At 40.4% G+C, this 20,725-nt stretch carries 19 protein-coding genes and 1 riboswitch; of the genes, 9 read left to right on the top strand and 10 right to left on the bottom strand.

Annotated elements, in window-relative coordinates:
- The first annotated feature begins 5 nt into the window (after positions 1 to 5).
- Entirely contained in the window at positions 6 to 824 is an 819-nt protein-coding gene (locus ACNAV8_RS07280) for a D-hexose-6-phosphate mutarotase (protein WP_103855649.1), read from the top strand.
- 71 nt (positions 825 to 895) lie between these two features.
- Here the strand turns inward: ACNAV8_RS07280 and ACNAV8_RS07275 are convergent, their stop codons facing one another.
- Entirely contained in the window at positions 896 to 1,855 is a 960-nt protein-coding gene (locus ACNAV8_RS07275; RefSeq protein WP_103855650.1) for an AEC family transporter, read from the bottom strand.
- A 129-nt stretch (positions 1,856 to 1,984) separates the two neighbouring features.
- Positions 1,985 to 2,599, bottom strand: coding sequence for a riboflavin synthase subunit alpha (locus ACNAV8_RS07270; protein WP_103855648.1), 615 nt, complete (start codon positions 2,597 to 2,599; stop codon positions 1,985 to 1,987).
- Between the two features lie 80 nt (positions 2,600 to 2,679).
- On the opposite strand from ACNAV8_RS07270, the gene ACNAV8_RS07265 reads away from it, so the two are divergent.
- The 3 genes from ACNAV8_RS07265 to ACNAV8_RS07255 all read left to right on the top strand — a co-directional run bounded on the left by ACNAV8_RS07265 (position 2,680) and on the right by ACNAV8_RS07255 (position 7,435).
- Positions 2,680 to 4,074, top strand: coding sequence for an MATE family efflux transporter (locus ACNAV8_RS07265; RefSeq protein ID WP_415777466.1), 1,395 nt, complete (start codon positions 2,680 to 2,682; stop codon positions 4,072 to 4,074).
- A gap of 9 nt (positions 4,075 to 4,083) precedes the next feature.
- Positions 4,084 to 5,130, top strand: a complete 1,047-nt coding sequence (locus ACNAV8_RS07260) for a Gfo/Idh/MocA family oxidoreductase (RefSeq protein ID WP_103855647.1) — start codon at positions 4,084 to 4,086, stop codon at positions 5,128 to 5,130.
- Positions 5,131 to 5,257: 127 nt separating this feature from the next.
- Positions 5,258 to 7,435, top strand: coding sequence for a TonB-dependent receptor (locus ACNAV8_RS07255; RefSeq protein WP_415777465.1), 2,178 nt, complete (start codon positions 5,258 to 5,260; stop codon positions 7,433 to 7,435).
- 54 nt (positions 7,436 to 7,489) lie between these two features.
- Here the strand turns inward: ACNAV8_RS07255 and rplY are convergent, their stop codons facing one another.
- Positions 7,490 to 7,777 (bottom strand): 50S ribosomal protein L25, encoded by a 288-nt coding sequence (gene rplY, locus ACNAV8_RS07250; RefSeq protein ID WP_103852596.1) that lies wholly within the window; start codon positions 7,775 to 7,777, stop codon positions 7,490 to 7,492.
- Between the two features lie 232 nt (positions 7,778 to 8,009).
- Here rplY and ACNAV8_RS07245 point away from each other — a divergent pair, with 232 nt between their 5' ends.
- Positions 8,010 to 8,618: a DedA family protein gene (locus ACNAV8_RS07245; RefSeq protein WP_103852597.1), complete on the top strand. Its 609-nt coding sequence runs from the start codon at positions 8,010 to 8,012 to the stop codon at positions 8,616 to 8,618.
- Between the two features lie 8 nt (positions 8,619 to 8,626).
- Positions 8,627 to 8,902: a YcgL domain-containing protein gene (locus ACNAV8_RS07240; RefSeq protein WP_415777464.1), complete on the top strand. Its 276-nt coding sequence runs from the start codon at positions 8,627 to 8,629 to the stop codon at positions 8,900 to 8,902.
- Positions 8,903 to 9,073: 171 nt separating this feature from the next.
- Here the strand turns inward: ACNAV8_RS07240 and torA are convergent, their stop codons facing one another.
- Both torA and ACNAV8_RS07230 read right to left on the bottom strand, forming a co-directional pair.
- Entirely contained in the window at positions 9,074 to 11,545 is a 2,472-nt protein-coding gene (torA, locus tag ACNAV8_RS07235) for a trimethylamine-N-oxide reductase TorA (RefSeq protein WP_103855828.1), read from the bottom strand.
- Between the two features lie 81 nt (positions 11,546 to 11,626).
- Positions 11,627 to 11,759: riboswitch (molybdenum cofactor riboswitch) on the bottom strand.
- Between the two features lie 34 nt (positions 11,760 to 11,793).
- Positions 11,794 to 12,918, bottom strand: a complete 1,125-nt coding sequence (locus ACNAV8_RS07230) for a NapC/NirT family cytochrome c (RefSeq protein ID WP_103855829.1) — start codon at positions 12,916 to 12,918, stop codon at positions 11,794 to 11,796.
- A 273-nt stretch (positions 12,919 to 13,191) separates the two neighbouring features.
- Between ACNAV8_RS07230 and xthA the strand changes: the two genes are divergently transcribed.
- The 3 genes from xthA to ACNAV8_RS07215 all read left to right on the top strand — a co-directional run bounded on the left by xthA (position 13,192) and on the right by ACNAV8_RS07215 (position 15,919).
- Positions 13,192 to 13,995: an exodeoxyribonuclease III gene (gene xthA, locus ACNAV8_RS07225; protein WP_103855830.1), complete on the top strand. Its 804-nt coding sequence runs from the start codon at positions 13,192 to 13,194 to the stop codon at positions 13,993 to 13,995.
- A gap of 173 nt (positions 13,996 to 14,168) precedes the next feature.
- Complete coding sequence (gene tesB / locus ACNAV8_RS07220; protein WP_415777463.1) at positions 14,169 to 15,032, top strand: acyl-CoA thioesterase II; 864 nt, start codon at positions 14,169 to 14,171, stop codon at positions 15,030 to 15,032.
- Positions 15,033 to 15,040: 8 nt separating this feature from the next.
- The gene (locus tag ACNAV8_RS07215) at positions 15,041 to 15,919 is read left to right on the top strand and encodes a ferritin-like domain-containing protein (RefSeq protein ID WP_415777462.1); all 879 of its coding nucleotides are present in this window, start codon (positions 15,041 to 15,043) and stop codon (positions 15,917 to 15,919) included.
- Between the two features lie 44 nt (positions 15,920 to 15,963).
- Here the strand turns inward: ACNAV8_RS07215 and ACNAV8_RS07210 are convergent, their stop codons facing one another.
- The 5 genes from ACNAV8_RS07210 to ACNAV8_RS07190 are packed head-to-tail and all read right to left on the bottom strand — an operon-like array spanning position 15,964 to position 20,722.
- Entirely contained in the window at positions 15,964 to 17,055 is a 1,092-nt protein-coding gene (locus tag ACNAV8_RS07210; protein WP_415777460.1) for a lytic murein transglycosylase, read from the bottom strand.
- Between the two features lie 26 nt (positions 17,056 to 17,081).
- The gene (locus ACNAV8_RS07205; protein WP_415777459.1) at positions 17,082 to 17,885 is read right to left on the bottom strand and encodes a glycosyltransferase family 2 protein; all 804 of its coding nucleotides are present in this window, start codon (positions 17,883 to 17,885) and stop codon (positions 17,082 to 17,084) included.
- Complete coding sequence (locus ACNAV8_RS07200) at positions 17,885 to 18,769, bottom strand: glycosyltransferase family 2 protein (RefSeq protein ID WP_103855489.1); 885 nt, start codon at positions 18,767 to 18,769, stop codon at positions 17,885 to 17,887. The genes ACNAV8_RS07205 and ACNAV8_RS07200 overlap by 1 nt, the downstream gene beginning before the upstream one ends.
- Positions 18,762 to 19,949, bottom strand: a complete 1,188-nt coding sequence (locus tag ACNAV8_RS07195; RefSeq protein ID WP_415777458.1) for a hypothetical protein — start codon at positions 19,947 to 19,949, stop codon at positions 18,762 to 18,764. The genes ACNAV8_RS07200 and ACNAV8_RS07195 overlap by 8 nt, the downstream gene beginning before the upstream one ends.
- Complete coding sequence (locus tag ACNAV8_RS07190; RefSeq protein ID WP_415777457.1) at positions 19,949 to 20,722, bottom strand: glycosyltransferase family 25 protein; 774 nt, start codon at positions 20,720 to 20,722, stop codon at positions 19,949 to 19,951. The genes ACNAV8_RS07195 and ACNAV8_RS07190 overlap by 1 nt, the downstream gene beginning before the upstream one ends.
- Positions 20,723 to 20,725: the final 3 nt, after the last annotated feature.

Below are 20,725 nucleotides of genomic sequence, written 5' to 3'. Positions count from 1 at the left end.
ATTTAATGACAACAATAACAACCATCAAACAACTCACCCCTGCATTAAGTTTGCAGCAATATAATGAAATCCCCGTGATCGCGTTAGATCACCCTGTGGGTAAAGCCTTGATCTCGCTTCAAGGAGCACATTTATTTAGCTGGCAGCCGAAAGGCGCGCAGAAAGATGTGCTTTGGCTGAGTGAAATAGAACCCTTCACCTTAGGCAATGCCATTCGTGGTGGCGTGCCAATTTGCTATCCTTGGTTTGGTGGGGCAAAATCCCCTGCGCACGGTTATGCGCGCATCAGTTTATGGCAGCTCAGTGATTATGAAATTGAAGAAAACAAAGTGCGGTTGGAATTTTGTTTATTTTCTTCAGATCATTTGATTGAAGCCAAAACCACGATGGTCTTTAGTCAAGATTGCGAAATTATTTTTCAGCATTATGGACAAGAACCTGCCCAACTTGCTTTGCATAGCTACTTTAATTTAAGCGATGTGGCCAATGTGGAAGTACAAAACTTGCCAACGGAATGTTTCAACGCATTAACGCAGCAGCAAGAAAATGTGCCTTCCCCACGTTTCATTGATCAGCATATTGATTGCATTTATACGGTACAATCCCCTGTTTCGCATCACATTGTCAATAAAGGGGACGGGCGTACAATTAATGTGGCACATCATAATGCAAGCAATGTGGTGCTGTGGAATCCTTGGCATAAAGCCACTGGTGGAATTAGTGAAACAGGTTATAAAACAATGGTTTGTTTGGAAACTGCAAGAATTACACAACCGCTCCAACAAGGCGAACGCTGTGCGGTGAAGATCTCGCTTAACCCATAAAGTGCGGTGTTTTTTTTAACAAATTTTAGGGCGAAGATTTTCGCCCTTTTGTTTTTTATTAAACGTTATGCTTACACCCAGCCCATTTGGTGCAAAATGGTTAAGCCTAAGGCAGAGATAAACATTGATGCGAAAGTGGTAATGCCAATAATGTTCGCCGCCGTGTTGGCGTTGCCGCCCATTCCACGCACCATTGCATAAGCCGCGGCCGCCATTGGGGTGGCATTCATTAAGAAAATCACGCCTAAATTCACGCCGCTAAAGCCAAATAATTTGCCCAGTAACACCATAAAAATCGGTGCAACAATCACTCGCCCTATGCTTGCCCATAAAGAAATGCCTGAAATTTTATACAAGGCCTTTAATTCAATGCTGACACCAGCACAGATCAACGCAAGCGGTAAAGTCATTGTGGCGAGATATTGGATTGTGGTGAGCATAAATTTAGGAATGGCCAATTTTAAATAACTGGCTAAAAAGCCTAATACTATGCTGATAATTAAGGGATTTTTTGCCACATTTAAGATCATTCGTGGAATATTCACTTTGCCGTCAGAAAGGGAGCGGCTTAAGGTGATCACGCCTAACACATTGTAAATAATCGCCGTGGTGGCGGCATAAATGGTGGCTGGTACTAATGCGGCATCGCCATAGGCATTGAGGCAGAATGCTAGCCCTAAAATACTACAATTTCCGCGATAAACCCCTTGCACAAAAGTGCCACGTTCTCGCTTTTCTTGCACAAATTTTGCGGCGAAAATTTCTGCACAAAGGAACAGCAATAAGGTTCCTAGCACGCAGGCCCAAATCATCACCAGTTGTTCATTCAGTTCGGCAATAGGATTTTTAAACACGTTAAGAAAGAGTAAGGCGGGCAAGGTGATTTTGAACACCACGCTGGTGGCTTGCTGGCTGAATTTATCGTCAATGATTTTGCGTTTTCGCAGTCCGATGCCGAGTATTAACAACAATAAGGTCGGTAAAGTTACGCTTATGGAAAAAAGCGCAGAACTCCAAAAATCATTTTGCATATTGCCCCCATATCGCTGCTGTACGCCACTCAATGCATATTGCCACATCGTAACACAGAATGCGATTAAAAAAGTGCGGTGAAAAATTTCGTGATTTTCGACCGCACTTTAGTTTTTCATTTTATGCCATTATTCGCCACGGCTGGCTAAATAGCGTTCAACCGTATCCACAATGGCTTGGGTTTGTGGATCGATTTCAATATTCACTAAATCCCCCACTTCACGCTTACCGATCAAGGTGCGATGAATGGTTTCTGGGATAAGATTTACGCAAAACTCGTTGTCTTTCACTTCACCAATAGTCAGGCTGATGCCATCAATAGCGATAAATCCCTTAGTGAGAATATATTTCATCAAGGCAGGATCAGGCAATTCGAACCAAATTTGCAGGTTATTTTCTGAAGCAATGCGCTGCGAAACCTTAGCGGTGGTGTAAACGTGGCCAGACAAAATATGTCCACCGATTTCATCACCCATTTTCATCGCTCGCTCAATGTTCACCCAATCCCCTTGGCACAATTCGCCTAAATTGGTAATGCGTAGGGTTTCCGTCATTAAATCAAAGCTGACGAGATCCCCTTCAATTTTGGTTACGGTTAAGCAGACACCGTTATTTGCCACAGACGCACCAATTTCTAGATTTTCGGTTAATTCCTGTGGCATTTTCACTACCTGTGTTCTAAAATGCGGTTTTTCATCAATAGAATGAATTTGGGCTACGCCCAGCACGATTCCTGTAAACATAATTAGCTCTCTTATCTTAAAAATCATCACCGTAAATTCGGTAAAACTTGCAATAGTATATAACAAATTCGGATATTTTTATGTTATTTAGTTTCATTCAACATCATCGCCAAGAAATGGGCAAATTGGTGACGATCGCCTTCCCTATTTTACTGGCGCAAATGGCACAAAATTCAATGGGTTTTGTGGATACCATTATGGCTGGTCGCGTCAGCGCTGCGGATATGGCGGCAATTTCGGTGGGCGCGTCCATTTGGTTACCGTTGATTTTATTAGGACACGGTTTATTACTCGCCTTGCCTCCAATTATTTCTTATCTCAATGGTTCAGGCCAACGCCAGCGGATCGCCCATTATGTGCGACAAGGTATGTGGGTGGTGGTGTTAAGCTGCATTCCCCTTGGCTTGTTTATTTATTACAGCGATTATGTCATCAGCCATATGAAGATGGAGCCAAGATTGGCGCAAATCACCATTGATTATCTGCACGCGATGCTGTGGGGCTTACCCGGTTATTTGCTGATGATCAATTTCCGCTGTTTAAATGACGGCATCGCCAAAACGGCGCCAACAATGCTGATCACCTTTGCGGGATTATTTCTTAATATTCCACTTAATTATATTTTCATTTACGGCAAACTTGGTGTGCCAGCCTTTGGTGCGGTGGGCTGTGGGATTGCCACAGCAATTGTAAACTGGGCAATGTGCTTAATGATGATTAGCTATTCACGTCAAGCGCGCAGCCAGCGTGATATTCATCTTTTTGATAAAATCATTGAAAAACCTGATTTTTCCACCTTAAAAAAAGTGCTAGGCTTAGGCTTCCCTATTGGTATTGCGCTATTTTGTGAAGTGGCATTATTCGCCCTTTCTTCCCTTTTGCTCTCCCCACTGGGTACAGATGTGGTAGCAAGCCATCAAGTGGCTTTAACAACGAGTTCATTTATTTTCACCTTCCCCATTTCCTTAGGAATGGCTACCACCATTTTAGTGGGGCAACGTTTAGGTGAAGGGCAATTAAAGCAAGCCAAAGTGGTGTTTCACTCTGCCCTTGCGGTGGGATTAGCCTTAGCTTGTATTACCGCGTCTATCATTGTGTTATTCAATCAACAGATCCCGAAAATTTATGTTACCGATAAACAAGTGATCCTAATCGCCAGCCATTTGCTGTTAATTTCTGCCTTATACCAATTTTCCGATACCATTCAGGTGATCACCGCAGGGGCATTGCGTGGCTATAAAGACACCAAATCCATTTTATACATCACAATGTTCTGTTATTGGGGCATTGGAATGCCGTTGGGCTATATTTTATCGCGCACCGATTGGCTAATGCCAAGCATTGGTGCGGCAGGATTTTGGGTGGGGTTTGTGGTGAGTTTAACGGTCGCCGCCGTGCTGCTTATCCAACGTATTCGCAAAATTCAGGCTCTACCTGAGCAAGAAATTTTGCAAAAATTAAAAGCAATTCAATAGGAAAATCAAATGGAAAAAATCATTAATGTCGCCATTGCAGGCTTTGGAATGTCTGCTAAAACCTTTCATATGCCTTTTTTAGATCTCGATCCGCGTTTTCAAGTGCGTAAAGTGTTTGAACGCAGCAGCGAAAAAGCGAAACAGGCCTATCCTTATATTGAAGTGGTACATCAGTTTGAACAACTGCTCAGCCCAGAAATTGACTTGGTGATTATCACCACACCTAATCTCACCCATTACGAAATGGCAAAACAAGCCATTTTGGCAGGCAAAAATGTCATCGTAGAAAAGCCCCTTGCTGTTTACCCTGCGCAAGCAGAAGAGCTAGATAAACTCGCCAAACAGCATAATGTGATGCTTTCCGTTTACCAAAATCGCCGTTGGGATAATGGTGCTTTAACGGTGAAAAAACTGCTTGAACATCAAATGTTAGGCGAAATTGTGCATTATGAAATGCGTTACGAACGGTTCAGCCAAAAACCTAATAGCAAAGCGTGGAAAGAAACAGGCGAATTTGGCTCTGGGCTGGTTTATGATTTAGGCGTGCATTTGATCGACCATTGCGTGGATTTATTCGGGATTCCCACCGCACTTTATGCGGATATGAAAGCACAACGTGCAGGCGCAAAATCAGAAGATAACTTTGAAATTATTTTCTATTATGCAGACAAAAAAGTGGTGTTATCTTCCACCAAATGCGCCCGCGAACCTGCCCCTTACATTATGTTGCAAGGCACGAAAGGGAGCTACATTAAAGCCACAATGGATAACCAAGAAGCCCTATTGCTCAAAGGCATAAAACCACAAGGCGATTGGAACGCTGAGCCTGAAAAAGACTGGGGACTACTGCACACCGAAATCAACGGCATTGTTATCCGCAGCCCCATTGAAACAGAACGCGGCAACTACCAAGCCTATTACGACAACATTTATGCTGCTCTCCGCGATCAAGCTCCATTGCAGGTTACTGCCCAACAAGCCACTGATGTGCTGAAATTGATTGCGTTGATCTATGAAAGTGCGGATAAGGGAATACGAATGGCTATCAATTTATAAATAAGAATAATTCTCATTAATTAAAGAGATGTAGTTACTCTATAATCGCCCTTGTTTTTATAGGCAAATAAAAGGAAAGGATCTTTCCTTTTATTTATAAGTTCAACAAATTATCAATGAGAAATTTATGCAATATTCCATTCCTGTAAAATTTAGCGCAATTTACACCGCACTTTTCTTTGGGATTTCTTTTTCTGCTTTGGCTGAAACGAGTCAATCATTAGATGAAATCAATGTGGTTACTGAATTAGAAAAATTCAAAGCCACCAATAAGCTCAAATCAGAGGTCAATTTAAGTCTTTTAGGCGAACAGCTTGCCTTTACTTCACCGATCACCGTAGTGAATTATGATGAACAGGCACTAGCAGATAGCCAGCCACGCAATATTGTTGATGCAATCGCCAAAACCGATGCTTCTGTAATGAATTTTGGTGGTGAAACTAACACCTTGCAAGGCGTTTATGTGCGTGGTTTACAATTAGATGCCCGTCAATTTAGTTTGAACGGCTTAGCGGGATTATATTCCACTTACAATTCCCCGATCGCGGCTGTCAGCTCAGCCCAACTGATTAAAGGCGCGTCCACTGCCACGGTAGGAATGGATCCCGAAGGGTCATCAGGTGCTTCAATCAATATTGAAACCAAACGAGCTACCGATAAAAACATTAATCGCCTTGGTTTTGCTTGGTTTAGTGATTCCCGTTTACAAGAATCTTTTGATTTTGGTCGCCGCTTTGGGGCAAATAAAGAATGGGGCATTCGCATTAATGGACTTTACCGTGATGGAGATACGGCTCGCGATCATTATGATGAACGCAATAAAGAATTTGCCATTTCCGCTGATTATCGTGGCGAAAAATTGCGTGTTGCCTTGGATTATCTCTATGCCAAACGTGCCACACACGGCGGACGTGCAAGGGTACAGGATATTCAAAATCTCACTTATGCCTTACCTGCTGCCCCAAATGGCGAGATCAATTTAATCCCCGCTTGGTCAGGACAGACCACGCGCGATCAAACCATTATGCTCACCGCTTCTTATGACTTACCTTATGAGATGACTTTATCTGGCGGCATTGGGTATATGACGTCAAATTATTACGGCAATTTCGGACAAATTCTTGCTACTAATATTCAACCTAACGGTGATTATAAAATTAGCCAAATGCGTGCAATGGATTTTATCACTCGCACCACAAGCGGAAATCTAAAATTACAAGGCCATCATTTTACTGGCACATTAAGCCATAATTGGAATGTGGCTTTTGATGCGGTACTACGTGAACGAGATTTCGATCAAAGCCCTGTGCTTAAAGCTTTTTCTGGTGGTAATCTCTACGCCCCTCACTTTACTCAAGTGGATAACTTCAAACCTTTAGTGCAAGGCAATACGGATCAAAAATTAAAATCTTACAGTCTTGCCTTAGCCGACACGCTCGGGTTATTTGACGAGCAAATTCGTTTAACCTTAGGCGGTCGCTTACAATGGATCAAACAAACCAATTATCAAACCAACGCCACAGCGGGAGAAAAATCCGTTAAAACAGACGGCAAAGCGCACCGCTTTAGTCCAATGCTTACCCTTGCTTGGGTGCCAAATTCCAATTTTGTCCTTTATGGAAATTATTTGGAAGATCTTGAACCCGGTTATGTCGATGAAGATGGCACAATGGCTGATCCACGTGTAAGCCGTCAAATTGAGCTGGGCGCAAGAAAAAATTGGGGTGAAGCTCTCACCACCACCCTTAGCCTTTACCAAATCACACGCCCCGGTATCATCAGTGCAAAATCTGCCACAAAATATCACCGCACTTCAGGGGAAGAACAAGGTAAAGAACGCAATCGTGGAATTGAATTTAACCTTTATGCTAACTTGCTTGAAAGCCGTTTACGTCCAAGTTTCGGCATCACTTACAATAAAGGCGATCTCATTGATTTTTCAAGCTATGCAGGAGAAATCATCAATGGCACTCAAGTAGCAAGCCCACGCATTATTGCCAAAGCAGCCGTAGAATGGGAACCCAGTTTCGCACCAAATCTGTTATTAAGTAGTGCGGTGCAATATTACGGAAAATCCTACCAAAACTACGCAAAAACCTACGAATTTCCGTCTTATACCACCGTGGATCTTGGCGCGAAATATCGTTTCCAAATTCGCCAAAACCAAGATCTTATTCTGCGTGTTGGGGTAGAAAATCTGTTCAATAAATATTATTGGCAAGTACAACGCGGAAAGTATGACCGCAGTTTTGCTTTGGTGGGAATGCCTCGCACTTATTGGGCAAAAATTGAATATTCGTTCTAAAATAGAGATAACAAAAAAGCACCTTAAAAAGGTGCTTTTTTATTCAACGCAAAATTAAACGCGTTTGAAGTCGATGTGAACTAATTTTGGTTTGAATGGGTGGCGTTGCATTGCTTGTACTTTCACAGCCACTTCTTTACCATCAATCACTAAAGTGATCACGTCTGAATAGAAAGAATCGTGTACTTGAGCGTTGTTTAATTCATCGTGGTTTAAGATGATTGAAACAGGTTCTGCATTCCCACCATAAACGATTGCAGGAATTTGACCGTTATGACGCAGGCGGCGGCTCGCACCCTTACCTTGCGCTGTACGCACTTCAGCGTTAAATTTGAATGACATAGTTGTATTCTCTTTAGTAAAAAGTTAATCGAAAAAATCGCAGGCGACCCAGCGATTTCACAAAATCAAGCTCAAAGAAATCTTTGAGACCGCAGATTATAATCAATGCCCGACCTTAAGGCAAATAGAAATCTGCTTATTGCCATATTTTTAATGGCTATTTTCGCAAAAAAAGTTACAATAATCAGCATTTTGAACTTAACCATTCTGGCAAATTAAATGCGGATTTGATATGGAATTTTTAATCAACTTTTTTACTGACTACGGCTACTTTGCTGTTTTGTTTGTTTTGATCATCTGTGGTTTCGGCGTGCCAATTCCTGAAGATATTACCCTTGTGTCAGGCGGCGTTATTTCTGGCTTAGGCTATACCAATCCGCATATTATGTTAGTGGTGAGTATGTTGGGGGTGTTAATTGGCGACAGCACAATGTATTGGTTAGGCCGCGCTTATGGGGTAAAAATCTTGCGTTTCCGTCCAATTCGCAAAATGCTTACCTTAAAACGCTTACAAATGGTGCGTTCGCAATTTGATAAATACGGCAATCGCGTCCTCTTCACCGCCCGTTTTCTCCCTGGTTTAAGAGCGCCAATTTATATGGTTTCAGGGATTACCCGCCGTGTAAGTTTTGTCCGCTTTGTGCTGATTGATTTTCTTGCCGCCATAATTTCTGTGCCAATTTGGGTTTATTTAGGGCATTTTGGCGCAAGTAATTTAGATTGGTTGAATGAACAAATCCACAAGGGGCAATTCGTTATTTACGCCATTATCGGCGTAGTGGCCTTGATTGTATTGTGGAAATGGAAAAAATCACGCAAAAATAAACAAGCTGAACAATAGGAAGCCTTATGCTCTGCGCTATTTATAAAAGTAAGAAAAAAGAAGGAATGTATTTATACATTGCTAAACGCGATGATTTCTCCCCAATTCCCGAAACCCTACGTGACAGTTTCGGCACGCCCATTTTTGTAATGCTATTTAATCTTAAAGGTGAAAAATCGCTCATCAACGCAGATAACCAAGAAGTGCTAGAAAAAATCCAGCAACAAGGCTTTTATCTACAAATGCCAAAAAAAGAAGAAAATTTGTTGGAAATTTATAAAAAAAGTACCGCACTTCATTAGTGAATATAAAACTCAGCCCATCGCTGAGTTTTTGTTTTTCTGGAAGATAACAAAAACAGCACTAGAAAATTTAATCTTAGCCTAAAAAATTCACAAAAAAACCACCGCACTTTTAAAGTACGGCAATAAAAAAATCAGCCCTTAAGGCTGATTTTTTATATTACTAAGCAGTTATGCCGATTGTTTCGGTTGTTTAAACACCGTTACGGCTGGCGCTTCGCCAGTGAATTTTTCTACTTGTACGATACAAGTATTTGGCGAGTTACCCTGTGCAAGTTTTGACGTGCCTTCATCGCGGGTAAGCACATTCGGGCAGCCATTTTTACACAATGGTTTATCCGATTGTCCAAGATCCGCAGGATCGTACCAAGCCCCTTCGTGCAAGGCTACTGTGCCTTTAATAATGCCATCAGTAACCACAGCCCCTGCAAGCACTTGTCCGCGTTGGTTATAAATTCTCACAATATCACCATCAACAATACCACGCGTTGCCGCATCATCTTTATGAATCAACACTGGTTCACGATCATTCACGGCATATTTTTGACGTAATGAAGTATGTGCAAGCTGGCTGTGCAAGCGGTAATATGGGTGAGGTGTAACTAAAGCTAAAGGTGCTTCTGCAGTGGTGTTGCCAGCAAATTCTGCCGGTTCCATCCAGCTTGGATAGCCTTTGCAATCGTCATAATTCATTTTGGCTACCACATCAGAATAAATTTCAATTTTACCTGATGGTGTACCCAATGGATTCAACAATGGATCATTACGGAACTCTTCGTAACGCACCCATTTTTTCGCTTTTTCATTGGCTTTGAAAGTAATTGGTTTATTTTCTTCCCAGAATTTCTCAAATTTAGGCATTAATACACGGTTTTTGCGTGCAGCATCAAATGCCGTTTGGTAGAAGCCTTTTAACCAATCCATTTCCGATTTATTTTCGGTGAATTGTTCTTCCACACCAGCACGCTTCGCTAATTCTGTGAAGATGTCATAATCGCTTTTCGCCTCAAATTGCGGTGGCACAACTTGTTTCATTGGGTAGATATTCATCATTGAATAATCGCCTGACATTGTTAAGTCGTTACGCTCATAACTGGTGGTTACAGGCAATACAATATCAGCCATTCGTGCCGTTGGCGTCCAGTTTACTTCATTCACAATAAAGGTATCTGGCTTATGGAAAGCTTTCACTAAGGTATTGGTATCTTGATGATGCACAAATGGATTACCACCCGCCCAATACACTAATTTAATATCGGGATAGGTAATTTCCGTGCCATTATATTGAATCGTTTTGCCGGGGTTAAGTAAAGCATCTGCCACCCGTGCCACAGGAAATGCCATTTTAGATGTTTCATCAAGCCACGTTTTTTCCCCGGCTTGTACAGCAGGATTTGCGGTAATCGAACCTAAAATTCCGCCTGTTGCGGTTGGCACGCCACCATTGGCATAGTGATAACTAAAGCCGAAACCGCCGCCCAGTAAACCAATTTGCCCGAGCATAGAAGCTAGCGTTACCATCATCCAGTGGCTTTGCTCACCGTGGCGTTGACGTTGCATTCCCCAACCGCCCATTAACATTGTGCGTTTAGTTGCAAAATCATTGGCAAGTTGTTTAATCACCTCTACTGGCACGCCAGTTAATTTACTCGCCCAAGTAGCATCTTTTGGCTGCCCATCTGTTTTGCCTAATAAATATTCTTCAAATTTATCATAGCCTGACGTGTATTTTTTCAAGAAAGCTTTGTCGTGCTTGTCTTCGCTCACTAAGGTATGTGCAATCCCTAGCATTAGTGGTACGTCAGTTGCCGTATTAATCGGGATCCACTCTGCGCCTAAAAACTCACAACTTTCGCTACGCACAGGATCAATACAAATAATGCGTTTGCCGCTCTCTTTTAATTTTTTGAAATAGGCTAAGCCCTCTTGATCCGTAGATGTCCACGCAATGCGTAAAGTTGTGAGCGGATTTGCCGACCATAACACCACAATCTCTGAGCTTTCTAAAATGGTTTCCCAGCTGGTTTGTTGCTCATAAACTTCAATTGTGCCTAAAACGTGCGGCATAATCACTTGTGCAGCCCCAGTAGAATAATCCCCTTTTGAGCCAACAAAACCACCCGTTACGTTAAGGTAACGATGCAACAAGGTGCGAGCTGCGTGTAGTGAGCCTGAGCTGTACCAACCATAAGATCCAGCATAGATCCCTGTTGCACCGTAGCTATCTCTCACCCGTTTTATCTCTTTTGCCACAAGATCAAACGCCTGCTCCCAAGATACGCGTACCCATTCATCACGTCCACGCAAGGTAGTATCTTTGTTGCCTTCTAAATAGCCCTTACGCACCATTGGATATTTAATACGGGTTTCGCTATAAAGCTGATCGGCAACCACAGATTGCAATTCATTGGTTAGCGGTGCGGGAATCGCTGGCCCTGACTTCACCACTTTACCGTCTTCCACAACGACGCCTAAAGGTCCCCAGTGTGCCGCAGTAACCACCGTGCTTTGTTCTGCCGCCACTGCTTTAGAAGATACCAACGATCCTACTACCCCACCTGATAAAGATGTTCCTGCAAGACCTAATGAAGAATGTTTAATGAAATCACGGCGACTTGCATTAATGTTGTCTTGTTTTTTCATTGTTCACCTCAGTATGACTTTCCACGGCATTTTATATCTGGGGAAAATTCTGAAAATTTGCACCGCACTTATAAAATGCTATGAGTTTAACTTACGACACCTTTCTAAAACGAGTGGCATAATCATTTCTAACCATACCATTGTGCAATCAAGTTGCAGGCATTGCTTCCATATCTTTCGACTTAGGATCACAAGCTCGGAGTCAAACCAGTGCTAAATAATTTTAGCGATATTCCAAATGGAAACTGTTAATGTGATGCGCCCACTTTATCCTTACTATTACGTTGTAAATAAATCGTGAGTGTGCGGACATCATCTGCTGACATTGATGTACGATTTTTCATTGAGTTCACCACACCAATCCATTGATTCGCGGTGTAATGATCTGCCCCAATTGCAGCGTGGCAACCGCTACAATAGGTTTCATTCAAATTGTGACCAAATTGATTAAGTGCGGTCAAATTTGCCGTTAAAATAGATTTCGGTGCATTAATTTGCAAACGGACTTCCTTCCAATCGGAAGCGGTAACTTCATCATAAACAGAACGTAGCACCTGCATTTTATCTTGTGGCACATCTTCCAATAACGCCACCATAATGCGTTTACCTAAATCCATATAAAGAATGCTTTCCGCTCCGGCTTGCTGCCAGCCTGTGATCGTCGCTGAAACTTGATCACCCGAAGCTTTCCAATCGGTTAATTCCGCATAAGGCATTAGGCGAATACTGCCCCCATCAGCAATATTGACATTACTCATCGCTAGGCTATATAAGGTTTTATCCTGTGGGCTAAACTCCCCACCGTGTTTACTTAACTCACCACTGGCTTCTTGGTTATCAACTTCCATTTCAGGCATAAAATGCACAATGCCTTTATGGCAATCAATGCACGTTTGGTTGGTTTCCTGTGCTATTTTATGCATTTTCTGTGCGGCTTCTGATTGCTCTGAAAGCACCATTGCTTCAGCACTATGACAACTTTTACAAGTGGCTGAATCGTTTTCTTTCATCTCCGCCCAAACCTGTTTCGCCATAGCTAAACGATGAGTTTCATAGGCTTCTTGATCTGGCAATTTATCGACCACAAGGGTATTCCACACATCTTTTAATGCCATCACCTTAGTTTTCACATAATGAAATGTGGAATCTTGCGGAATATGGCAATCTGCACATTCCGCACGAATGCCTTTACGATTAGAAAAATGCACGCTTCCTTCCCACTCTTCTTTCGGAATGTTCATCGAATGGCAACTCACACAAAACTCAGTGCTGCTGGTAGCTTTCATTGCATATTGCGTTCCCGCAAACACACCCACACCAAGCAACACGCCAAACAAACCACCTAATACAAATTTCTTATTCAATTTCGCCATAGCTCCCCCACATCAAACAGATACATCAAAATAGGTAGAAATAATGGTTGAGATTATAAGTTCAGCACTATAATTTTCAATAAATTCATCAACTTGCTTATGGGATAAATGAACGGAATTTGACTTAACGCAAATAAGGTTCAAAAAACATCATCTGAAATTCATTAAGTTTCATTTAAAGAGCGGTGAAATTTTTTATCATTTTTGAAATCTTACAAACCTTAGTATAATGCCCGTCTGATTTTTATTAATGAATAATTAGGAACTTATTGAATGAAAGTAATGTCTTTTAATATCAATGGATTACGAGCAAGACCTCATCAGCTTGAAGCCATTATTGAACAGTATCAGCCCGATATTTTGGGATTGCAGGAAATTAAGGTGGCAGATGAAGATTTCCCTTATGCGTTGGTGGAACACTTGGGTTATCACGTTTATCACCACGGGCAAAAAGGGCATTATGGCGTAGCATTTTTGCTCAAACAAGCGCCCAAAGCCATTCACAAAGGCTTCCCTACAGATGAAGCGGACGCACAAAAACGCATTATTATGGCGGAAATGGAAACAGAATTTGGTTTGCTCACAGTAATCAACGGTTACTTTCCACAAGGGGAGAGCCGCAACCACGAAACAAAATTCCCTGCTAAAGAAAAATTCTATGCAGATTTGCAACGCTATTTAGAGCAGGATCATAATAAAGAAAATCCGATTATTATTATGGGTGATATGAATATCAGCCCGAGTGATTTGGATATTGGCATTGGTGAAGAAAACCGTAAACGCTGGTTGCGTACAGGAAAATGCTCGTTCTTACCTGAAGAAAGAGAATGGTATAACCGCTTATATGCCTATGGTTTAACGGACACTTTCCGCCATTTAAACCCAACGACTAACGATAAATTCTCTTGGTTTGATTATCGCTCAAAAGGCTTTGACGATAACCGCGGCTTACGCATTGATCATATTTTGGCAAGCAATAATTTAATCGATCGCTGCACAGATACAGGCATTGCACTGGATATTCGTGCAATGGAAAAGCCTTCCGACCACGCACCAATTTGGGCGGTGTTTGAATAAAATGACAAGTGCGGTGTGAATTTTTGGAAAATTTTACACCACACTTGATTTATCACTCTTTGTTAATTCATAGATTATCTCAAATACCTTACCAAACCTCCTGTTCAAATTAGCTTACCATTGAAAATTCCCGTAAAATACACCGCACTTATTTTTATTAAAAGGTAGATAAAATGTCTGTGGTACTCAACCAGCTTATTGATTTACTTAAGCTAGAACAGCTTGATGATTTTCTCTTTCGTGGGCAAAGCCAAGATTTAGGTTTGCGCCAAGTGTTTGGTGGGCAAGTGGTGGCACAAGCGCTTTCTGCGGCGATTCAAGTTGCCCCCCAAGATCGCATATTACATTCTTGCCACGCCTATTTTCTTGCCCCTGGGGATAGTCAGCACCCGATTATTTATGATGTGGAAGTGTTGCGTGAAGGGCATCATTTCACTGCAATGCGAGTGAAAGCCATTCAGCATAATCAAGCCATTTGCCACATTACCGCTTCATTTCAAATGGAAGAAGAAGGCTTTGATCACCAATCTTCAATGCCAAATGTCGGTGAGCCAGACAGCTTTATGGCTGAAAGTGTGGCATTGCAAAAATTGGCACAATATATCCCAGAGCCAATTCGCGATAAATTTACTGCTGAGCGCCCTTTTGATATTCGTACTAAATATATCAATAACCCTTTTCAAGGAAAAACCTTGCCACCTGAGCAATATGTTTGGGTGAAAGCCAATGGTGAAGTGCCGCACAATCGCGCCATTCAGCAATGTTTGTTGGCATATTTTTCTGATTTTCATCCGCTACTCACTGCCCTCCACCCACATAAAAAAGGCTTTTTAGAAGCAGGAATGAAATTAGCCACCATCGACCATTCTATTTGGTTTCATCGAGCTGGGGATCTTAACGATTGGCTACTTTACGCCATTGAAAGCCCTAACGCCTTTGGCGCAAGGGGCTTATCACGCGGACAAATTTTCGATCGTCAAGGGCGTTTAATCGCCACCACACAGCAAGAAGGTTTAATTCGATTTAGCGAAAAATAAGGAAAAAAATGACCGCACTTTTAATGACACAACTTTGGGATCAGGTTACGCACGCCTTGCAAGAAAACGATCCCGCGAAAAAATGTGAGCAAGTAAATGCCTTATATACCGAGCTTTTGCCTCGCATTGAGCAAGCTGAATTAGCGGACTTCCCAACAGTAAAAAAAGATCAAGAAATCGCTGCTTTTCCTGATAAGCCGAAGTTGGTCGCACCGCACGCCGTGCCAAAGCGTTCTTTTGCCACCGAAGAGGGCTATGCCGCTACTTTGCACGCCATTGCGCATATTGAATTTAATGCGATCAATTTAGGCTTAGATGCGGCTTGGCGATTTTCTCGTGAAGCAGAAAAAGAATTAGGCGAAGGATTAGCCTTTGCTCGTGATTGGTTGCGTGTTGCTTATGAAGAAAGCTCCCATTTTACTTTAGTAAACAATCATTTAAAAACCTTAGGCTATAAATATGGCGATTTTGAAGCGCACGCTGGATTATGGGAAATGGCACAAGCCACCGCACACGATATTTGGGAACGAATGGCGTTAGTGCCACGAGTTTTAGAAGCAAGGGGCTTAGACGCCACACCGGTAATGCAAGAAAAAATCGCACAGCGCAAAGATTTTGATGCAGTGAAAATTCTCGATATTATTTTGCGTGATGAAATCGGCCACGTTTCCATTGGCAATCATTGGTATCACGCTCTTTCCGCCAAACGAGGGCTGGACGCAATGCAATGTTTTAGCGATTTATTGCGTAAATATCGCATTGTTATTTTCAAAGGGGCAATCAACACCGATGCCCGTATCCAAGCTGGCTTCACCCAATTTGAACTGGATTGGATCTATGAAATTGAACAGACGCTAAAATCTCATATTAAGGCAGTGAAGGGATAAAATTTTCCCTTCTTCTCATAGGAAAGAAGGGAAAAATACTTATCTTACTCCCCCACTCTCGCCCTAATACGATCTGCAAACATTCCAATACTGACCGCAAAATAATTGGAGCGATTCCAATCAAGCAAGGTGCGGAAATTATTTGACACTAAGAAAGCGCGACCATTTTCACCATCTGGTTGCACAAGCCACAATGTTGTGTGAGAAAGTGCGGTGAGATTTTGTGTACTTTCTGAGTTGAACGATTTAAGTTCAACCCCCTGTGCTTGCCAATCTTGCAGTGAACGCGCTTTGTGCTTTTCAATGCCCGCTAAACTTGGGCTAATATACTGATTTAAACGCACTTCCACGCCCCACGGCAGTTTATCGTCCCAACCGACAGTATGTAAATAACGCGCGATAGACGCGAAAACATCATAGTTGTTTTTCCAAATATCTTTTTCGCCGTCACCATTACCGTCCGCCGCATAGCTCAAATAAGAACTTGGCATAAATTGCGTTTGCCCCATTGCGCCAGCCCAAGAACCTTTCATTTTATGGCGCTGGATATGGTCACGTTCTAACATTTTCATTGCAGCAATAAATTCTTTACTAAATAACGGCTCACGGCGGCCATCAAAGGCAAGGGTGGCTAATACAGAAAGCACATCATAATAACCTTGATAATAACCAAAACTGCTTTCCATTCCCCATAACGCCATTAAATATTCTTTTTGTACGCCAAATTTTTTACTCGCCTTTTCTAATTGCGGTAATTGTTCCCAATAACGTTGTTCGGCAACATTTACCTTATTTGTGGTCAGTACGCGATTAAGATAATTCGTTACCCCATTAGGATTGAATACTCTTGGTTCATTCGGGTTACGTTTTTTTATTTTCCCCGCTTGTTGTTTATCCAATGCCACTGCTTTAGGAATATATTGAATATTTTGTTGTGCATTTAGCACCGCACTTGAAACCCCTTGTCCAGCGGCTTTGGCTTTTAAAAATTGTACATAATCATCAAAATTATTTAATGTACGAGGTTTATTATATTGAGTATTTTCACTTATTGCCTTAATAGAATGACTACTTGAACAAGCAGATAATAAAACCGCAGAAAATAATGAAGTAAAAATTAATTTTTTGTTAAACATTGGCTTTCCTTAAAATAAATAAAATATTATTTGCGTAAAAACTTATAGATGATTTTTAATAATGAAACAGGTAATAAACGTGGTAAAACACGCAATAAAAATACGATAAATCCTGAAATCGTGGATTGTAATTTAACGTTGCGTTTGAGTTTAAATAAATTCCACTCACATTTTGCTTGCGCTAAGCCGCGGCGGCGAGAAACCATTCCATTGCCTACGCGAGCATAAACTAAAATATCAGGCAGATTCGCCACATTTTGCGGATATTTCGCCACCAAGTTTATCCATAAATAATAATCTTCCTGAATATCTTGATAACCCCCAGCAGCGAGTACAGCAGATTTTTGATAAGCCACGGTCATATGATTGAAAGGACTGCGCGTTTTTGTGAACTCGACAATTTCTTTAGGTTGAGTTGGTACATTGCGATAACTCACAATCTCTTGCATATTCTCGCCAAATTCAGCAATTTGTCCGCCAAAGATGATGGTTTCAGGATTTTGCTTGATGAAATTTACTTGTTTTTCAAAACGTTGCGGATCGCAAATATCATCGGTATCCATACGGAAAACCCATTCGTTGGCACAATGCAACAATCCTTCATTTAACGCTTTGCCCAATCCTTGATTTACTGGCAGCTTCACTAATTTTAGCGGTAAAAATTCTGCAAAATTTTGCACCGCACTTTCTAATTCGGGCGTAACGGCACCGTCAAACACTAAGACAATTTCATCTGCGGGCAAGGTTTGCGCGCGCAAACTTTCTAAACATTCACGCAAGAATTGTGGATTTTCCTTAATATATAAGGACATTAAAACTGAAAACTTCATTAAATAAACCTTTTCAAATGAATAGCTAATTTTGGTGAAATAAAAATGATGATCGCAATAATCAGCAGTTTAATATTTTTGCTTAATTTAAACATTTTCCAATAATAAATTCCCGCTTTGCGTGATAAATTCATAATATACGGATAGGCGAGCATATAAAGTGAATTTAGGGCAAAGTTTTTATGTTGGATTGGTGTTTTCACATAATTCTTCTCAATAAAACTGATGGCTTGTTCAGTATTCGTTAAATTGGTTGAAACACTGGAGCGTTGAGTATGAAAAGTACATTCTGTTAAAGGCTGATCGACATAGAGCGATTTTAATTCAGATGATGAAATTACTTTTAATACAAATTCATAATCTTCTAAAGATTTTAATTGCGTTGAAAGCCCACCTAAAGCTAAAAAGAAAGATTTCTTAATCCCAATCATCGGCATTCCACCAATTTTATTGGCTAATAAAATATTATCTAATGTGAGATCTTTTTGTTGTGTAAAAGGGTGAGTAAAATAGCTAAAATTTTCATTTACCATTACACATTTTGCTGGGTGGTAAATAAAATTTACTTCAGGATTTTGCGTAATTTGCTGCGCTAAAATTTCACATTTCGACTTTTCAAAACGATCATCATCATCTAAAAATAACAGCCAATCTTGCGTTGCATTTCTTGCTCCAATATTACGGCTTTCCGCCGCACCTTGGTTTTGCTCATTACGAATAACGGTTACACGAAAAGGATAATCTTTTTCTACCACCACTTTTTCTTTCGAGCAATCATCAACAATAATGACTTCAAAATTATGCGCACTTTGTTGCGTTAAACTCGCTAATAACGCAGGGATTTCGGCTTGCCGATTATAAGATGGCACAATAATACTAAACATTTTGTTTTCCTTCTTTTCTAAATAAGAAGAGATTTTTCCCTTGTTGGCCAAATAAGGATAATAACATTAGCAATACTAGCATTATTCCAGGGAACGCATAAGTATCTGCTTTAATATTTAATACAGAAAGTATAAATAATGTGGATAAAATAAATAACCAACTTCCATTAAACCAATTTAATGCTATTTTACGCACAAAATAAGCAGTAAATAAAAAACAAACTGATAAATAACCAATACCACCATAAAGTAATTGGCGTAAAAAACCGCTGTCGGTTAAGCCATAATATTTTCCATTTGGCATAATATATCGCCCATCACCCCATAATATTTGTTTTAATTCTGGGATAAATAAATGACGCTTCATTAATGTGTCTGTTGATGAACTACTTAATCCTTGATGATTAATCAAATTAATCAATGGTTCTAATGCGTGGGCGACATAAGGATTTTTAGGATAATAAATGGCCAAACCTAAACATAGCAACCCAAACAAGCCTAAAGCAGGTAAGTATTTCCATTTAAAATAAATGGCGATACTAACGATTGAAAGTAATAAAAACGTTCTGCCTGAAATTAATCCAATACATAAAATTAAGAATAAATACACCGCACTTAATTGATTATGTGCTTTGTTGTAAGCTAATAAAAAGTGTAATAAAAGAATGTAAAAAGCACTTAATTGAAAGAATGCTGATGACGTAATATTATATAAACGATACTCTTGGTCTGAACCATAAAAACGTGGCAATACAATATTGGTTGAAAGGGCAAGTTCTGCCATAAAGCCAACGCCCATTAATGCGGTTATGCCAACAATCCATTGAACAATAATACCAATTTTTAAATCTCGAATAAGCAGTGCTTTTCCATTGTTATTCAAATAAAAAATATTATAAATTCCAATGGCAAAAATAAACAAAATTAAGGTTTTACTATATTGCAATAATACAGAATAATCTTGCGTGTGGTGTGCCAACATTGGAATTGCACTTAACACAATCAAGGCGATAATTGCGATTAGGCTATCTAACGGGATAAAAATACCTTGTGGGCGTTGTTTTTTTACTACTTGATAAGCTAAGCAAATGAGCGAAATAGCCCCAACAAAAAATGCCATTCGGAAAAAATGGAATAGCCAAGGATCGTAAAGATACAATAAATTGACCAATGCAGACATTATTTTCCACCTTTTAGGTTACGCTTTATGGCAAGTAATTTTTTTAATGGGTATTTAATTAATTTTTGCCAAAAATGATGTGTTATGCTGCCACGCACATTTTCTAAATTGCTCATTAATTTTGGATTTTCAATTGCCAATAAAGGGCGAACCACTTGCGTATCTAAAGCAAATTTATTTCCAAATAAAATATAATCATCTGCCAGCCAATAAGGTTTTTCTTCGGCTAAAAAGGCTTTTACCGCAGATTTTTTAATTAAATAGGCTACCGTGCCAGCAAAATAGTTACGATAAGGATAGGCATAGCAAAATGACGATCCCGTAATCTTATTGCGTAAAAATGAAAAGGTTGTTGGATAGTTAATTTCTAATTCAGAATGATTAAAATCATCAATTTTAGACTGGCCAATAAGAATAATATCTGCCTGAATATTTTCTTTGAGTAAACAATCTAAATGATGTTGAAAATCTTGATTAAACAACGCATCATCTTCACAAATTAAACAATATTCATCGTCTTGAATATTTTCATCATTGGCAATTAAACGATATACAGCTAAATGGCTTAATGTACAGCCAATTTCACCTTTGGTAACCTTTCGCCCATAACGCTGCGAAAACTTTTCTTGATCATAAAGAGCGGTGAGATTTTCTGGCGTTTCTTGCATCGTATTAATTGCACTAAACAACGTGAAATCTTGGGTATTTGGCTGAGCAAAAAAGAGTTCTCGGCGTTGATGATCTTTATCTAAAGAAATAAGAAATTTTTTCATTTT

Origin of the sequence: Avibacterium endocarditidis (assembly GCF_965138825.1) — a bacterium.
Taxonomy (GTDB): domain Bacteria; phylum Pseudomonadota; class Gammaproteobacteria; order Enterobacterales; family Pasteurellaceae; genus Avibacterium; species Avibacterium endocarditidis.
Note: the sequence above shows the minus strand (reverse complement) of the source record. Positions and strands in the feature narration are given on the sequence as shown.